Annotated in this window: 11 protein-coding genes; 4 read left to right on the top strand and 7 right to left on the bottom strand. The window is 53.9% G+C overall.

Features of this window, described 5'->3' with window-relative positions; genetic code table 11:
* Positions 1 to 74: 74 nt before the first annotated feature.
* Both AB1L42_RS05825 and AB1L42_RS05820 read right to left on the bottom strand, forming a co-directional pair.
* On the bottom strand, positions 75 to 1,499 hold the full coding sequence (locus tag AB1L42_RS05825; RefSeq protein WP_367052343.1) for an NAD-dependent malic enzyme: 1,425 nt from the start codon (positions 1,497 to 1,499) through the stop codon (positions 75 to 77).
* Positions 1,500 to 1,658: 159 nt separating this feature from the next.
* Complete coding sequence (locus tag AB1L42_RS05820) at positions 1,659 to 2,813, bottom strand: hypothetical protein (protein ID WP_367052341.1); 1,155 nt, start codon at positions 2,811 to 2,813, stop codon at positions 1,659 to 1,661.
* 444 nt (positions 2,814 to 3,257) lie between these two features.
* Between AB1L42_RS05820 and AB1L42_RS05815 the strand changes: the two genes are divergently transcribed.
* Complete coding sequence (locus tag AB1L42_RS05815; RefSeq protein ID WP_367052339.1) at positions 3,258 to 4,985, top strand: RDD family protein; 1,728 nt, start codon at positions 3,258 to 3,260, stop codon at positions 4,983 to 4,985.
* A gap of 7 nt (positions 4,986 to 4,992) precedes the next feature.
* On the opposite strand, the gene AB1L42_RS05810 is transcribed toward AB1L42_RS05815, so the two are convergent.
* Together AB1L42_RS05810 and AB1L42_RS05805 are read right to left on the bottom strand one after the other, a co-directional pair.
* A complete protein-coding gene (locus AB1L42_RS05810; protein WP_367052337.1) occupies positions 4,993 to 5,445 on the bottom strand; it encodes a hypothetical protein in 453 nt (150 codons plus the stop codon).
* 163 nt (positions 5,446 to 5,608) lie between these two features.
* Positions 5,609 to 6,979: a Gfo/Idh/MocA family oxidoreductase gene (locus AB1L42_RS05805; RefSeq protein WP_367052335.1), complete on the bottom strand. Its 1,371-nt coding sequence runs from the start codon at positions 6,977 to 6,979 to the stop codon at positions 5,609 to 5,611.
* Positions 6,980 to 7,143: 164 nt separating this feature from the next.
* On the opposite strand from AB1L42_RS05805, the gene AB1L42_RS05800 reads away from it, so the two are divergent.
* Positions 7,144 to 10,998: a hydantoinase B/oxoprolinase family protein gene (locus tag AB1L42_RS05800; RefSeq protein WP_367052333.1), complete on the top strand. Its 3,855-nt coding sequence runs from the start codon at positions 7,144 to 7,146 to the stop codon at positions 10,996 to 10,998.
* Between the two features lie 213 nt (positions 10,999 to 11,211).
* Here AB1L42_RS05800 and AB1L42_RS05795 read toward each other — a convergent pair whose 3' ends face one another.
* Together AB1L42_RS05795 and AB1L42_RS05790 are read right to left on the bottom strand one after the other, a co-directional pair.
* The gene (locus AB1L42_RS05795) at positions 11,212 to 11,523 is read right to left on the bottom strand and encodes a hypothetical protein (RefSeq protein ID WP_367052330.1); all 312 of its coding nucleotides are present in this window, start codon (positions 11,521 to 11,523) and stop codon (positions 11,212 to 11,214) included.
* Positions 11,524 to 11,931: 408 nt separating this feature from the next.
* The gene (locus AB1L42_RS05790; RefSeq protein ID WP_367052328.1) at positions 11,932 to 12,906 is read right to left on the bottom strand and encodes a type I phosphomannose isomerase catalytic subunit; all 975 of its coding nucleotides are present in this window, start codon (positions 12,904 to 12,906) and stop codon (positions 11,932 to 11,934) included.
* 478 nt (positions 12,907 to 13,384) lie between these two features.
* Between AB1L42_RS05790 and AB1L42_RS05785 the strand changes: the two genes are divergently transcribed.
* Both AB1L42_RS05785 and AB1L42_RS05780 read left to right on the top strand, forming a co-directional pair.
* The gene (locus AB1L42_RS05785; protein ID WP_367052326.1) at positions 13,385 to 14,560 is read left to right on the top strand and encodes a Xaa-Pro peptidase family protein; all 1,176 of its coding nucleotides are present in this window, start codon (positions 13,385 to 13,387) and stop codon (positions 14,558 to 14,560) included.
* Positions 14,561 to 14,562: 2 nt separating this feature from the next.
* Positions 14,563 to 15,744: an 8-amino-7-oxononanoate synthase gene (locus tag AB1L42_RS05780; RefSeq protein ID WP_367052324.1), complete on the top strand. Its 1,182-nt coding sequence runs from the start codon at positions 14,563 to 14,565 to the stop codon at positions 15,742 to 15,744.
* Here AB1L42_RS05780 and AB1L42_RS05775 read toward each other — a convergent pair.
* Positions 15,741 to 16,154: a hypothetical protein gene (locus AB1L42_RS05775; protein WP_367052322.1), complete on the bottom strand. Its 414-nt coding sequence runs from the start codon at positions 16,152 to 16,154 to the stop codon at positions 15,741 to 15,743. The two genes, AB1L42_RS05780 and AB1L42_RS05775, sit on opposite strands and share 4 nt — an antisense overlap.
* Between the last annotated feature and the right edge of the window lie 38 nt (positions 16,155 to 16,192).

The following is a 16,192-nucleotide window of genomic DNA, read 5'->3' as shown; positions in this document are numbered from 1 at the left end:
AAAGAGCGGACAAAGAATCCCCTTTGTCCGCTCTTTTCAAGTTCGCTCTGAGGCTCTTCGCTTCGATGAAGATATCAGGCTTGCGGCGATGGTTTTCCGCGTCGAGCCACACCTGATTCGACGGCCACTTTCGAAACCTGTTCAGCGACAGCGGTCGAGACCCGGCGATCGAAGACACTCGGGATGATGTAGTCTGGGTGAAGATCCGATTCGGAAATGACGCTCGCAATGGCGTCAGCAGCTGCGATCTTGATCTCTTCGTTGATGTTGCGAGCACGGACATCCAGCAGCCCGCGGAAGAGCCCCGGAAAACAGAGCACGTTGTTAATCTGGTTCGGATAATCCGAGCGGCCTGTCGCCATGACTTTGACGTTTGCGGAAGTATGCTCTGGCAAGATCTCGGGATCAGGGTTGGCGAGCGCAAAGACAATCGCATCGTCGGCCATCGCTTCAACATCTGATTTCTGAAGTGCCCCTGCAACAGAAACTCCGACAAAGAGATCCGCTCCACGAATGACTTCGGAAAGCGACCCCGATCGATTCTGCGGATTCGTATGTTCCGCGAGCCAGACTTTGAGCGGATTCACATATTCGGTCCGCCCGCGTGAGATCGCGCCCTGGCTGTCACAGACAACCATGTTGGCGACTCCGACTGAAGTCAGCAGCTTGGCAATCGCGACACCAGCCGCTCCAGCTCCATTGATGACGACTTCAATCTCATCCATCGACTTGTTGACGACTTTCAGAGCGTTCTTCAGTGCAGCGAGGACAACGACAGCGGTCCCGTGCTGATCATCATGAAAGACAGGGATATCGATTTCTTCCTGGAGGCGTTCTTCAATTTCCACACATCGCGGGGATGAGATGTCTTCGAGATTCACCCCGCCGAATGACGGAGCCAGATACTTTACGGTGCGGATGATTTCCTCAACATCCTGTGTTTGCAGGCAGATGGGAAATGCGTCGACTCCTCCAAACTCCTTGAACAGAAGCGCCTTCCCCTCCATAACAGGCATTGCAGCGAGCGGGCCAATGTTTCCTAATCCGAGCACTGCTGACCCATCACTGACGACAGCGACGGTATTCCGACGAATCGTCAGGTTGAAGGACGCTTCCGGGTCCGACTCAATCGCTTTACAAACACGAGCGACGCCGGGAGTGTAGGCCATCGACAAGTCGTCACGAGTTTTGACAGGAACCTTGGAAACAACCTCGATCTTTCCGCCGAGGTGCATCAGAAAAGTCCGGTCCGAAACGTTCGAGACTTCGACCCCATCCAGCGAGTCCACTTTTTCAACGATGCTTTCCCCGTGCTCGACATCGGTTGCCTGCACGGTGATGTCGCGAGTCAGTGTGCCGTCGAGGCTGTTCACAATATCGACAGCACCGATCGAACCTCCAGCGTCTCCAATCGCAGATGTAATTTTCCCCAGTGCACCTGGAACATCAAAGTAACGAAGACGGATGGTGATGCTGTAAGCGGGGCTGTAGTGACTCATGACGTTCCTCGACCGAGCGGAATCTTAAGTGCCGGTCTGATCTGATTCGAAAGTGACCGGCGGGTTGTCGCGAATGACGGAAATGGCGAGCGGCGAGACAGTCTACGAATTCGCCGGGTCCATCGCGACCGAATTCCACAACAATCGAAAGTTTTGAGCCTACGGACTCTTGGAAGACTTAGCGTCTCGCAGAACACGAGACGGCGCTCCATGAACGCGTCGATTGAAGATCTCCGGGTCGAAAGGATCGATCGACGTTGATCTTTTCTTTGCTGAAGTCTGCTCGACCTCAGATTGCTGGCTCATTTCGGACGACTGAAGAGGTTGCGGCAGCAGACGCGGCTCTTTGTCGGAAACGACAGCTTCGTGGCTGGCTTGTTGAGCTTGCGGACCAAAATGCAGATATCGCGGTTGATTCGCTACCGGGTCAGCCTTGGCAGCGAGTCTCTTCCTGTCGATCTCTCCTGACAGGGCAACTTCGAGCACCCACTGCTGAATGCTCACAAACTGACTGTTCGAGGTGCTGGAATAAACTGGCGGATGTCCTGTGCCAACGTGAGTTGGAGCAATCAGCAACGGACTCGCCTGAGGATTGTCGAAGTTGATCTGATCGATGACAGCGAGCAAGTTCGCGTGATTCTGGAGTCGGTTTCCGGCTGTTCCTCGCGAACGAATGGCCGTCAGCTTAAACCCGGTCGGAGAAACCTCTCCGTGACAGTGAGCGTTTCCGCACTTGTTGAGCAGGAGCGGCTGAATTTTGCGGATGAATTCCTGATGAGACTCTTTGAGCAGGCCAGCTGTCGAACGTTCATCGAGTTCGATGAAACCATCGCCGGTTTGAATAATTTTCGGTTTCGCTGCCTTCCTCGATCTGTCAGCCAGTTGCTGATCAACGTTGGAGAGCATCTCTCGCGAGTCTTCTCGCAACGGGTCCAGAATTCTCGCACGGGCTACTTCGGACTGAGCTTCCTCGAGGAGTCCGTGCAGCAGGCACCAACGAGCGAGAATCATGTGGTCCTCGACCGTCGGATTCGGCACGCGCTCCCGCTTCACTCGATAGGCATCTTCCATCGAAGCTGCCACGACATCAATTTGAGGTGTCGTGATCACGTGAAAGGCACCGTTCATCTGAACGCCATAGCCCCCCGGAACTTCTCCGATCACACCGGAGAGAACCTGCCCGTTGTTCAGGACAATCACGCCTGTAGGGAATTGTTGAGCGGACGATGTGGAAGCAATTGCGAGGATCACGACCGCAAAAGCGATACTTTTCACAATACTTGTTACAAGGGCTTTCGGAATGTGAGCAGCCATCACGGAATCCTTCTCGAGATGCTGGTGCGCGAAAACCGAGAGTCTCGATGAGTGTCTGATTCGGGTCAAGATCTCTTGTCGCTGGCTCAATTCCTGCCGACATCCGTAGTGAGAGTCCGAACGGGCTCACTCGTAGGGTTCCCTGACTTTGCCGAACAATCGTTCTAACTGGTCACGAACTTTCAGCCCCGGGTGCAATTTCTCAGGAAGTTGCTAGAGTGATTGGACTTGCGTTACACAGTGTGATGCAGTGGACTCCTCGTTGCCTTCCCAGATCTCGTCCGGAATTCCTAGATTTCATCGATCGAGAAGCGAAACAACTCCGAATTCGGACCTTTGTTTTGCCTCGGACTCACGGGAACGGTGCCGAATGAGTTCAGTAAGAATTCAACGTCAGTCATTCCAATTTGACTCCTCCCGTGCAGGAATTGCCGGAGCCCATCGATGCCGAAGATCCGTTGCCGTAGTTGCGAAAAAGTTCTCAACATCCCGGAAAAGGCACTAGGCAAGACAATCGCCTGTCCAAAGTGTCAGACAAAAATCAAAGTCCCTGCCGGAAAGCCGGGAGGCGCATCTCGCCCCAAACGGGCTCCCAAGAAAGCAGCCTCGAAGCCCTCTGCGGATGACCCATTCGGCTTCGGCGACATCGACGACTACGCTCTCGAAGACCAAGAGAATCAGATTTGTCCTTACTGCGCCGCGGAAATGGATGAAGACGATCCGGTCTGTCGTGCCTGCGGAATGAACGTCGAAACCGGTCAAATGGACCGGAAAGAACAGAAGAAACGAGCTCGAAAAGGGCCCGACCCGAACTTGTTCTTCAAAGCCGTCTGGTCCGAGTCGGGAAGCTTTCTCAAGAAGGAATGGGGACTGGCGATTCGCACCGGGGGAGCCTGGACGCTGTTTGGCGTACTGACCATGCTCTGCGGATACATGGGCTTCATCTACATCCAGGAACAAATGCCTCCCAAGGTCTTCTGGATTTCGATGACGATCCTGTCTGTCCTCGGTTTGCCCGGGTGGTTCTGGATTCTGGGATTGCGAATCATCGGGGACACTCGACTCCGAAGCAAATTTCAGGCAGATCGAATTCACTTCGACCTGTTTGCGTCAATCGCATCCGGAATTCGTGCGCTCGTGTGGCCGGGAATCGTCATGGGGCCGGTGACTCCTCTTCTGATCCTCTCTGGAATCGCCTTGTTCGCCACAAATCCAGGCAATCCGGTGTTTGCGGGAATCGCGATCCTGTTGATTGGAGTCATTCCGCTTGTGCTTTTGCCGCTGGCGATGATCCACATGACAGCCAAGTACAAGTACAAAGGTTGGATTCTGTGGGAACTGCTGAAAGACTTCGGCAAGGCATTCCCCGGCGTGATTTACTTTCACATTGTGGCGTTCATTGCTGCGATCCCAGCCATTCTCGTCGCTGCGGGAATCTTCTTTCTGATCAAGGACGTGAACCCGTTTAACAGTACGGTCGTCAACAACATCACCGGGAATATCACTGAGTGGATTATCAACACCATCGGAATGAACGCTGATTCCGATTCGATGATCTACACGCTGATTCGTGTCATCCTCAACATCTGTGCTGCGTTCCTGCTGATCGCTCCCATTGGCTACATCGCCGCGTTTCCTGCGGTCTTTATTATGCGAGCCATCGGATGCCTGGGATACTACTATTCCTCGCTCATCGACACGGTAGAGCGAATGAAGACTGGCACTCCTGCGACGTTCTGGGTGCGATACCTGTCTCACACCATCGACAATATGCTTTACCCGTTGGCATCGTTTATCGTGACCGCAGACAAGCGAGCGATGCTGATCGGTCAGGTTCTCAACGGTGCGACAATTCTGATCATGCTCTTCAACAAAGCGATGCTGCCGATCATGGGTATCGTCTGGTTCTTGTATATGAACTGGATGTACTGGACGATTCAGGAAGGTTCGGAGCTGAAGAGTACGATGGGCAAAGACGCCTTCGGTTTGATGGTTGTCACAGAAGACAACAAGAAGATGGACTTTAAGCAAGCGACCAAGAAATGGGCGCTGCGACTCTGCTTCCAGATTCTGGGAGGAATCCCGTTCCTGCTAACTGCCTTCCAGTCCCAAAAGCGTGCTCCACACGATTTGATGACCAAGTCCAAAGTTGTCTGGAAAGGTGACCGTTAATCCGACGTCACTTTCGATACAAACTCGACAGCAGTTTTTGAGACTCTTCGTCCAGCTTCGCAACCAGCTCGTCAAATTGAGCGAAGTGTTGTTCCGACTTGTCGGGTTCGCCGTTCATTCGTGACGAGACAGCACAAACTGCGTGTGTACACGCGCGATCAAATTCAGGAACGTCTTCAATTTCGCCCAACAATTGCAAGCAGTTTGCTGCTGACTTTTGAGCTTGGACTGAATCGTCAGCAACGATCGCAGCAGTTGATAATAGAACCTGCGCACGCAGATTGTTTAGCGGCTTTCCGATCTGCTTCCAATGCCATGCGGCAGTCGATGCAGCCATCAGCATTTCCTGCAATTCGTCCTCGGTTCGGGACTCCGCTTCAACGAGATCCCATGCCCGATTGTTACATTCGATGGCGAACCAGCGGTGCGCCTCGGCCACATCAAAATCCGGTCTCTCCATTAATCGCTCCTATCAACACATTCGCCGAATCGGTCCTCGCCATCACGCTGTGCGTTGCCTACTCAAAAAATAAGCTGCTCGACGTTTTCACGTCGAGCAGCTGACATCGTACGAAAAGAGTGACGGTGAGTGCAGAGATTCAAACAGCACCCGGAAACTCGTCTTAATATTCCGAGGACTTGATGATCCCTGGCAGTGGAACTGGGTATTTGCCATTCGCACCAGCGACAAGTGGAGCAGGTCCATCGACTGTAAGGCTGTCGATGTTCGGTGCAAACTCGTGCTCGCAGTTCAACATGTCGTCGAACGTGACAATCTGGCCGGTGTGTGCGGCCATACGTCCCATCGAAGTGACAACACTCGCTTCGACTCCGCGCTGAACTTCGTTGTACGGCTCATCGTTTCGAATCGCTGAAATCAGGTGATCCCACTCGAGCTGGTAAGGAGTAATCTCGTCGCGACCGAATGCCCAGACCTGATTGTCCTTGTCCATCTTCTGACCTTTGAAGATGCGTGAACGGGCTGGGAAGTGTGAGGAGGTCGAGATAATGGCCGAGCCCTTGCTGCCCTGGGCATAGCTGGCGAATTCCTGATGGCAACCGACCATGTTGCGGCCTTCCATGAAGAATTTGCTGCCGTCAGCGAAGGTGTACTCGACGGAATAGGTGTCGAAGTTCTGGTCGACAAATTTCCCTCGATAGTTGCGGCCACCGGACGCTTGAGCTTCGACAGGCCAGGCGTTCTTCATCCAGCATGTTTCATCGATGTTGTGAATCAGGAAGTCGCTGAAAGCTCCTCCGCTGGCCCACAGGAACCCGTGGAAGTTCTTGATCTGGTACATGACTTCGCTGAGTGCACCATCGTTCGGTGCAGCAAACGCTGAACCGGTTGGACCGACCATTCGATAGGCACGCATCAGAATCAAGTCGCCGATCTCACCGTTCTGAATTCGATCGAACAACTCACCCCGAGCTTCACAGTGGCGGCACATCAATCCGACGCCAACTTTGAGGTTCTTCTCTTTGGCTTTCTCGTTCAGAGCGAGCATCTTCCGGGAGCTCGGTCCGTCGACGGTGACCGGCTTCTCCATGAAGACGTTCAGGCCCTTTTCAATTGCATATGTGTAGTGGACCCAGCGGAAGCCTGGCGGAGTCGTCAGGATGACAATGTCTCCCGGACGCAACTGGTCCATAGCTGCTTTGTAAGCTTCGAATCCGATGTGGCGACGCTCTTCCGGCACATCGACTTTGTCGCCGTGCTTTCCGGACAGTGCGTTGTAGCTTGTCGATTGACGACCTTCGAAAACGTCTGCCATTGCGACGAGTTTGACGTTTCCATTTTGAACAGAGAGTGCATTGTCTGCAGCACCTGTTCCTCGTCCGCCGCACCCCACCAGAGCAACCTGGATGGTGTCATCTTCGGCAGCGTAAGCTTTGGGCAGGACCATACTTGCGACTGCAGTGGCAGCAGCGGCTTTGGTCGATGTCTTCAACAGTTCGCGGCGGGAAAGTGGAGACGCAGAGCGATCGGTCATTTTCATAAAACTCCGAAAAGGAATCGGTGAAAGTTGATTGGTGGGAGAGGCACTTTCGCATATTCTGCGACGATGTGCAAAGCAATCTCCTTGGGGGACAGCGAATCCTCAGGGGTTCGTGTTCGTCCTGACCGGGAGCCTTGAGTGAGTCAGGAGGGAAGTCGTTGAGCGGTTGGCAGTTCTGGATTGATGTCGGAGGAACGTTCACCGATTGCGTCGCCCGATCTCCTAAGGGTGTGCTGCGAACTCACAAGACTCTCAGCTCGGGAGTCGTCAAAGGCCAAATCGAGACGATTGATGGCAATCGTTTCAGCGATCGGTCTCGATGTTCCGAACCACCCAATTTCTGGTCGGGATGGCAGTTCTCTCTGCTCAATGCGCGCGGCGAGCAAGTCTTTCAATCGACAATCGAATCGTTCTCTACCGACGACGGGACGTTCACTCTGGCGGACCAAATCCCGGAAGCAACGTCTTCAAGGGCTCGCTACGAGTTGAGCTGCGGGCTCGAAGCTCCTGTGATCTGCATTCGCCAGATTCTCGAATTACCCCTCAACAGAAATCTTCCGCCCATCACCCTTCGCATGGGAACGACACGCGGGACGAACGCACTTCTCGAACGCAAGGGCGCGAAAACCTCGCTGCTGGTCACCAAGGGATTCGGAGACCTGTTGTTGATCGGGAATCAGGATCGTCCCGATTTGTTCGCTTTGAACATTGAGAAGCCGTCTCCTCTCTTTCGCGATGTCATCGAAATTAATGAACGGATGAATGCGGAAGGAGAAGTTCTCAAACCACTCGATCTTGATGCAACTCGAAAGCAGCTGGAACAGCTCCAGCAAACCGGCAGCGAGTCCATCGCGATCGCTCTACTGCACTCGTATCGAAATCCAATCCACGAACAGCAACTCGGCACGCTGGCTAGGGAATTGGGTTTTACAGAGGTCAGCCTCTCTCACGCTGTCTCACCGACAATCAAAATTGTGCCGCGAGCGGAAACGACCGTCCTCGATGCTTACCTGAATCCGGTTCTTCGATCGTACGTCGAACGCATTCGAAGTTCGCTCGCTCCCGGTACGGATATGAAGTTGATGACCTCGCAAGGAGGACTTGTCGACGGTCTCAAATTCACAGGAAAAGACAGCTTGCTCTCCGGACCTGCGGGCGGAGTGGTTGCCTTCTCTCGGATCAGTTCCGATGCAGGTTTTGTGCGATCCATCGGATTTGACATGGGAGGGACCAGCACCGATGTGAGTCGGTTTGGGGGAACCTTCGAAATGGAGACTGAGACAGTCAAAGCTGGCGTGCGAATCGCTTCTCCAACGCTCGCCATCGAAACTGTGGCTGCCGGGGGAGGAAGCATTTGTCACTTCGATGGTCTTCAATTACGAGTGGGACCAGACAGCGCCGGTGCGGACCCTGGACCAGCGTGCTATGGTCGTGGCGGCCCATTGACGATCACTGACATGAACGTGATTCTCGGTCGTGTGAGACCGGAAGAATTCCCGTTTCCTCTCGATCGCAACTCTGTTGAATCACAGCTTGAAACACTCTGCGATCAGATCGAGAGTTCCCTTGGAACGAAATATACGCCGAACGAGTTGGCTCAGGGATTCGTTGACATCGCGAACGAAACAATGGCCCGCGCGATTCGCAAAGTTTCAGTGCAACGCGGCTTTCATCCGAGCGCACACTTGATGGTCAGCTTCGGCGGTGCCGGTGGTTTGCACGCGTGTGCGATTTCGAAATCACTTGGAATTCAGTCGATTTTGATTCACCCATACTGCGGAATCTTGAGCGCTTACGGCATGGGTCTGGCGGATATTCGAAAACGTGGAAGACGTTCGATATTAGCACGTCTCACACCTGAATTACTGCCTTCGCTCACCGTTCAGTTCGACGATCTTGTTACGGAGTTAAGAAACGAAATTCAGGACGAAGGTATCGCAGAGAACGCAATTCTCACCCCGGAAAAGTGGTTCCATGTTCGGTACGCAGGCGGAGAGTCAACACTCGCTGTCCGCGATTCGGAGAAGCAATCAATTCGAGACGCATATCAGGAACTACATCAACGCACCTATGGTTATGTCCATGAAGATCGAGACCTCGAAGTCGTCGCGATCGAGGTCGAAGTTGTCGGAGAAACAAGCCATATTCCAACTTCGCAGAGAAGCGAACAAGCGTCCGCTTCTGGAGAGAAGACAGAGATAACACAAGTCTGGCACCAGGGAGAAACCCTCGATGTTCCGGTCTATCATCGTGAACATTTCTCAACTGCTGACGAGTTTGACGGGCCGGCAATTCTTTGTGATCTCGGCGCAACGACCTGGGTTGAACCCGGGTTTCGTGGACGAATGCTCAAAGATGGATCGTGCCTCATCTCAGCAAACGAGCAAGTCGAGTCGAGCGCACAGACAGCGACGACTACAGAATCTGCTCCGGACCCAATTCGCCTTGAAGTTTTCAATCATCAGTTTGCCTCGATCGCTGAGCAGATGGGAGCGACGCTTCAAAAGACATCTATCTCGACAAACGTAAAAGAACGGCTCGACTTTAGCTGCGCGATCTTCGACGCCAACGGACAGCTAGTCGTCAACGCTCCCCACATTCCGGTTCACCTGGGAGCGATGGGAGAAACAGTTCGTGCGGTCATGAAGAAATTCCCCGACCTTGCGCGGGGCGATGTCATCGTCACGAACGATCCTTATTCCGGCGGGTCACATCTTCCTGACGTGACGGTGATTACTCCCGTCCATGATCAAACGTCGGGTCAATTATTGTTCTTCACTGCCAGCCGAGCACATCATGCGGAAATTGGCGGAATGACTCCCGGCAGTATGCCACCTTTCTCGAAATCGTTGAGCGAAGAAGGAGTCTTAATCCGACCGTTCAAGCTGGTTGAAGGTGGTGTCTCACATGAAGCAGAGTTGCGTACGAAGCTCACGTCTGGGGAATTTCCCTCGAGAAACCCGGAAGACAACCTCGCTGATCTTCAGGCACAGGTCGCTGCCAATCGCACTGGTGAAAAACTGCTGCTGGAGATGATTCACGAAGCTGGGCAGGATGTTGTGCTGACGTACATGCAACACATTCAGGATCTCGCAGCAAAGAAAATGCGACGCGCTCTGCACCAGTTGGCAGACGGAGATTACGACTTTGCCGATCACCTCGATAACGGAGCGAAGATTGCCGTTAAGATCACGATTGCTGGAGAGACAGCCACGATCGACTTTACGGGGACCGATCCAGTTCTCGATTCGAACTTAAATGCAAATCGTGCGATCGTCACCGCCGCGTGCATGTATGTCTTTCGTTGTCTGATCGATGAATCGATCCCGCTCAACGAAGGCGTTTTGATGCCACTGTCGATCATCCTGCCGGAGTCTCTTCTGAATCCGCCCAGCTATTCTGATCCGAGACAATGCGCGGCGATTGTGGGCGGAAACGTGGAAACGTCTCAGCGGGTTGTTGATGTCTTGCTGGGAGCATTGAAAAAAGCTGCAGCCAGTCAGGGGACGATGAACAACCTGACATTCGGCGATGAAACATTCGGATACTACGAAACGATCTGCGGCGGCGTTGGAGCCACATCGACTGGAAACGGCGCCGATGCTGTTCATTCTCACATGACGAACACTCGATTGACAGATGTGGAAGTCATCGAACATCGATACCCCGTGAGAGTGGAACAGTTTTCGATTCGAAGAGGGTCAGGGGGTTCCGGAGAGTTCTCCGGCGGCGCCGGAATCTCGAGAACACTCGTCTTCGAAAAACCTCTGAAGGTCTCGCTTCTGACTCAGCGACGCGGGGATTATCTCCCCTTCGGTTTGAGCGGAGGTTCTGATGGTCAAGCAGGAGAGAACCTGTTGACGCGTGCGTCTGGTGAGACGGTCAAGCTCGATGGGTGTGTTCATCTTCAAGTTGAAGCGGGCGACAAATTGACGATCCTGACACCCGGAGGTGGCGGTTGGGGCAAAAGAAAACACACTCACTCAAAGGGAAGTCCATCGCCTGATGAGTGAGTGTGTGGAAGAGTCGTCGTCGCGGTGAATGACTCGAACATGTTCATCTTTGATCAGATGCGATTCGCGAAGACCATCGCGAACGATGCTCAATCGATCACCTGTTGCCACTCGAACATTTTCTGTTTGGGTCGGCACTCGCTCGCACGAGCAGACTCAGCCTTCTACCTGATAGAAAAGTTCAAGCGAGTGCACCAGAAAGACCAACTTGCTCTAGCGAATGTAGAGGCCGAAGCTCGGAGTTCGGACACCAAAACTCGGACCGTATCCGTAGCCGCGATTCGAACGTCCGCGGTAGTAGTCGTGGTGATGATGGTGGTGGTGTCGATCGCGGTCGAAGCCACCGTATCCGTAGTAGCGATCGTTGTTGCGGTAGCCGGGATTGCGATAATAGCCGCCTCCGCCGTAATACCCTCCGTAGCCGTAGCTCGGGCCGTAACAGATCCCGCCTGCTTCGGCGGTTTCGGAGAGGAAGAGGCAAGACAAGCCAGCCACAGCAGCAATTGCGAGAAGTTTCGTTTTCATTTTAACGCTCCATTGTCGAAGTTGCGGACGGGAAGCCAAATTGATTGCAGATGCTCAAAGCACCGTGCCTCTGCCGAAGCGTTCGCCTGATCTTCGTCCTTCTCAATTGATGCTGCATTTGCACTTGAGCATCACTGGATTCGAGAAGGAAAAGTGTTGAGGAAAACGCTGCTCGGCAGTTTTGGCCGGTTCAGGAGAATTCAAAACGCAACTCGCGAACCGAGACCGGAATTCCAGCGCACATTTTCGACAAGCTGTTACCAGCAATAGACTTTTGGCCCGAGAGCGCGAACATAGAGCGCGTCGCAACGTGTGTCATTATCGCGACTTGCGTCGTCATACCGACAACGAAGTGGGGAGGTTGTGGGCTCACTCAGACGCTGGAGTTGGAAAAGCCCTGTCGAATTCTCAAGCCGAGCGATCGCCGAGAAAGGCGTCGATGAGCACAGCATCGGTCGTGAGTTCGATGTGTGTTGTGGAACGTTCTGCAGGGAGCAGAATTGTGTCAGCTTTGATCATCGAATGAACGTCTTCACTCAAGATGCGAGCTGTCCCCGAGAGAAGCGTGAGAACGTGGGCTCGATCATCACATGGGACTTCGGTCGTTGAAGGACCGGACAAGCGGTGAACAGCAAAGTACTCGTTGTCGATCAGAACTTCCTGAAACGGTCCCGACTCACGTGGAGTCGTGACAAGCGGACGCACAGGACCGAGAGAATAGTCGATCGAATCCAGTGCTTGCGGGATATGCAGCTCACGAGGTTTTCCGTCCGACCCCATGCGGTTCCAGTCATGAAGACGATAGGTGACGTCGCACGACTGCTGCACCTCAGCGATCAGAACTCCCTCACCCAGGCTGTGAACTGTTCCCGGCGGGAGGAACAGATAATCCCCCGGGTGAACATCAAACGTATGTAGGCAATCCGGAATCGTCTGGTTCGCGACCGCCTCTTCCAGCTGCCGTCGGTCGACTCCATCTTTCAGCCCTGCACAGACCTGACTTCCAGCGACGGCGTCGAGCACGATCCAGAGTTCCGCTTTGCTCTCACCGCTGGCGTGTTTCGCGGTCGCCTGTTGATGCCCCGGATGTACTTGAACTGAGAGTGGATGATTCGCGTCGAGAAACTTGACCAGAATGGGAAAACGGTCTCGATTGGCGTGTTTCCCGAGAACCTGCTGGCGGTGAGTGACCATCATCTGATGGAATGATTCCCCGTCGAACTCGCCACCCTTGATCCGGCTTTCGAATTCCGGAAGGTCGGAAATTTCCCAACTCTCGGCGTAGTCGTCGCCCGGGCCGATTGGTTTTCCGAACTCAGACCCCAGTCGACGCCCACCCCAGACCGCGCGTTTGAAAATCGGATGAAATCGGAGAGGCTGCATTCGGTCAAGCAGTTGGTGGATAGGGAAGGTGGATTCGAAGAGTCACTGACTCTTCAAAAAGAGTTGCTTAGCATCAGCGTGACAATTCTTCTGTAAGGCGAGACATTCCACAACCCGGAGTGCAGTGCAAATGCACGAATCCTCAAGAGACTTGAGTCAACCTTGAGGACGTTGATGCGAAACTCGTTTTGAGTGCGGAGGAGGGTAGCGATTGTCAGGGGGGTGAGTCTATCGAGTGACGCAAATATCGGGCACCGTCCTGACTCAAACGAGAACCAAAATGCTGTTCGGCAGAGCGATTTTCATGTGGTTTGAAGGACGTTACAATCCGAGCAAGAGGCTGTTCCGTTTGTCTCCATCTCTCGGGCAAATGCCCTGCCTTATCTACTCGAACGGACAGCTTGCCCCAGATTTGCACAGTTTGCTCGTGTGATTTCGCGAGAATTATTACCAGAAGCCTCCAACGGAACATTGATCCATGCTGACTCAAGAAGGATGCCTGACCCGCCGGAACCGACTGTGGGAAAGAATCCCCTCCGAAATTGACTGGCTGCTGGTCGCTGATCCCCGACATGTTCAGTACCTCGCCAATTTCTGGGTGCAGCCTCTCAGCTTTTCCGGAGGAGAACGGGGCCTCCTGCTCCTCGAACGCAGCGGCAAAACGACTGTGATCGGCGACAACTTCGCCATTCGGTCGGCCGTTCACGAACCGTATGTCGACCGGGAAGTCGTGTTTCCCTGGTACGACCACAAACATTCCGTCATCAATCGAGACCACGCGTTGCTGCAAGCCCTCAAGGAAGCATCAGCCGATCTCGGTTCTCGAACCGGACTCGTCGAAGCAGAGTGGCTTCCATTGGGAGCCACACAAGCCCTCAAATCCGAGACGTTCCTCTCATCTGCCGATCAGGAAGCTGGGGATTCCGACCTGATTGACCTCGGCACCATCTTGCGTGATCTTCGACGCACAAAGGAGCCCGATGAAATTGCTCTGATGGAAGAGTGCATGCGAGCTGGCGAAGCTGGTCAGGCTAGGCTCTTCGAGGTCGTTCGCGAAGGAGTAACGGAACTCGAAATTTATCGCGAAGTTCAATACGCAGCGATTGGAGCCGCCAATCGGCCCGGTCTGGTATACGGTGACTTCCGCGCGAACTTTGCATCCGAGCCGAAAACCGGAGGTCTTCCGAAAGGTCCCGGACGAACACTGGAGCAAGGGGATTTGTTCGTCCTCGATTACTCAGTGGTCCTCGACGGATATCGAAGCGACTTCACGAATACCGTTTCTGTCGGTGAGCCGAGTGCTGAAGTTGTCGAACTGCATAACATCTGTCTCGCGGGAATGGCTGGCGGTGAAAAAGCTCTGAAAGCAGGAGCAAAAGCGAGCGACGTCCATGCTGCCGTGTTCGCTCCGTATGTTGAAGCTGGTCGGCAAGACTGCTTCACTCACCATGCAGGTCATGGCCTCGGACTCGCACATCCCGAAGCGCCTATTCTTGTTCCCGACTCGACTGACACGTTGCGGGCGGGAGATGTCGTTACGCTCGAACCTGGAGCTTACGTCAAGGGGATCGGTGGAATGCGTATCGAGCACAATTACCTGATCACCGAAGATGGTTATCGTCGGCTGAGCAATCACGACATCCGACTGACCTAACGATGATTCCCGGACCGTATGACTGGATCGACGAGGAACTGACGCGACTCGACCAGAAAACGTTGCGCCGACGTGCTCGCGAAGTGGTCCCGATCTCAGGCGGACAATGCGAAATCGACGGGAAGCGGCTATGGAACTTTTCGGGAAACGATTATCTCGGACTCGCCTCGCATCCGACTGTCATCGCAGCAGCCCGGTCAGCTCTCGAGAGCGGAGTTGGCGCAAGGGCGAGCGCGCTCGTTTCCGGACGAACAAACTGGCATGCTGCGCTGGAGCGAAAACTCGCTGCCTTCAAGAAGACAGAAGCAGCGATCCTGTTTCCGACCGGATTCGCCGCCAATTTCGGAACGATCGCGTCGTGCGTGGGGAGTGCCGATGTTGTGTTCTGTGATCGGCTGAATCATGCCAGCCTGATCGATGGAGCACGGCACTCAAAAGCCAAGCTGCGAATCTATCCGCACCGGGATTTCGATTTTCTTCACGACGAGTTGAAGAAGTCAGCGAGCTATCGGCGGAAGATGATTGTCACCGACTCGTACTTCAGCATGGATGGTGATGTTGCTCCGCTCAAAGAGTTGGGAGAGCTCGCGGAATCGTTCAATGCGATGCTGCTTGTCGATGAAGCACATGCCACCGGTGTCTTCGGACCAACGGGTGGAGGACTTCTCGAGGAGGCTCAACACAACCCCGATCGAGTCATCTGTGTGGGAACGCTCAGCAAAGCACTCGGAAGCCAGGGGGGATTTGTGGTCGGAAGCAAGTCGTTGTGTGATTGGCTTTGGAACAGTGCCCGTACTGGCATGTTCTCCACGGGACTTTCCATTCCCAATTGCGCCGGGGCCTTTGCTGCGATTGACGTGATCGTTTCAGAACCTGAACGCAGAGAGTGGTTACTTAGAACGTCAACGCATGTTCGCGAACAGCTACGAAACATGAACTGGGATGTCCCGAAAGATGTCGTCGGCCCCATCATCCCGGTCATGATCGGGTCAGCGGACCAGACCCTCAAGCTGTCTCGTTCGCTTCAGGACGAGGGTATTCTCGTCGCAGGAATTCGACCTCCGACTGTTCCCAGACAGAGCGCTCGCTTACGAATTTCGATCAGCTTCGATCATGGCGAAGAGGGAATCGAAGCTCTCTTGGCTGCGTTCCAGCGAGTTCGAGAAACGCAGAAAGCAATTTAGTGGTGAACTGCTTCTTCAGGTGATGAATCTTGCTCGTCGTTGAAGCAGCAAATCGAATTACAGCAGCCGGATAACTGAACGGAACCGCAGAGAAACGCGATGACGGTCAAGCTGGTGACGTAGACCATCTTTCCGACCATGTTACTCACTTCCAACCCGTACAGTCGATGTACGCCGCCATCGGGAATAGAGACCATGGACCAGACGAGCATGGCGATCAAACCAATCAGAACGACGCCAATCATCCCGCCTTTCATCAGCACGGGATACAGCCGTCGCCAGTTCACAGCACACAGCCAGAATGCGATCCATGCCAGCAAAGGCACCCAGGGGGCGACAAAAATGACGAGCGCCACCAGAAGATTGGCGACAGCGACGACAACAGCCCAAAGTGAATAAAGGAGTTCCATGGATCGAATTCTCTACCGGATGAAATCACGCGATTTGC

Origin of the sequence: Thalassoglobus sp. JC818 (genome assembly GCF_040717535.1) — a bacterium.
GTDB lineage: Bacteria > Planctomycetota > Planctomycetia > Planctomycetales > Planctomycetaceae > Thalassoglobus.
This window is presented reverse-complemented; position numbering and strand designations above follow the sequence as displayed.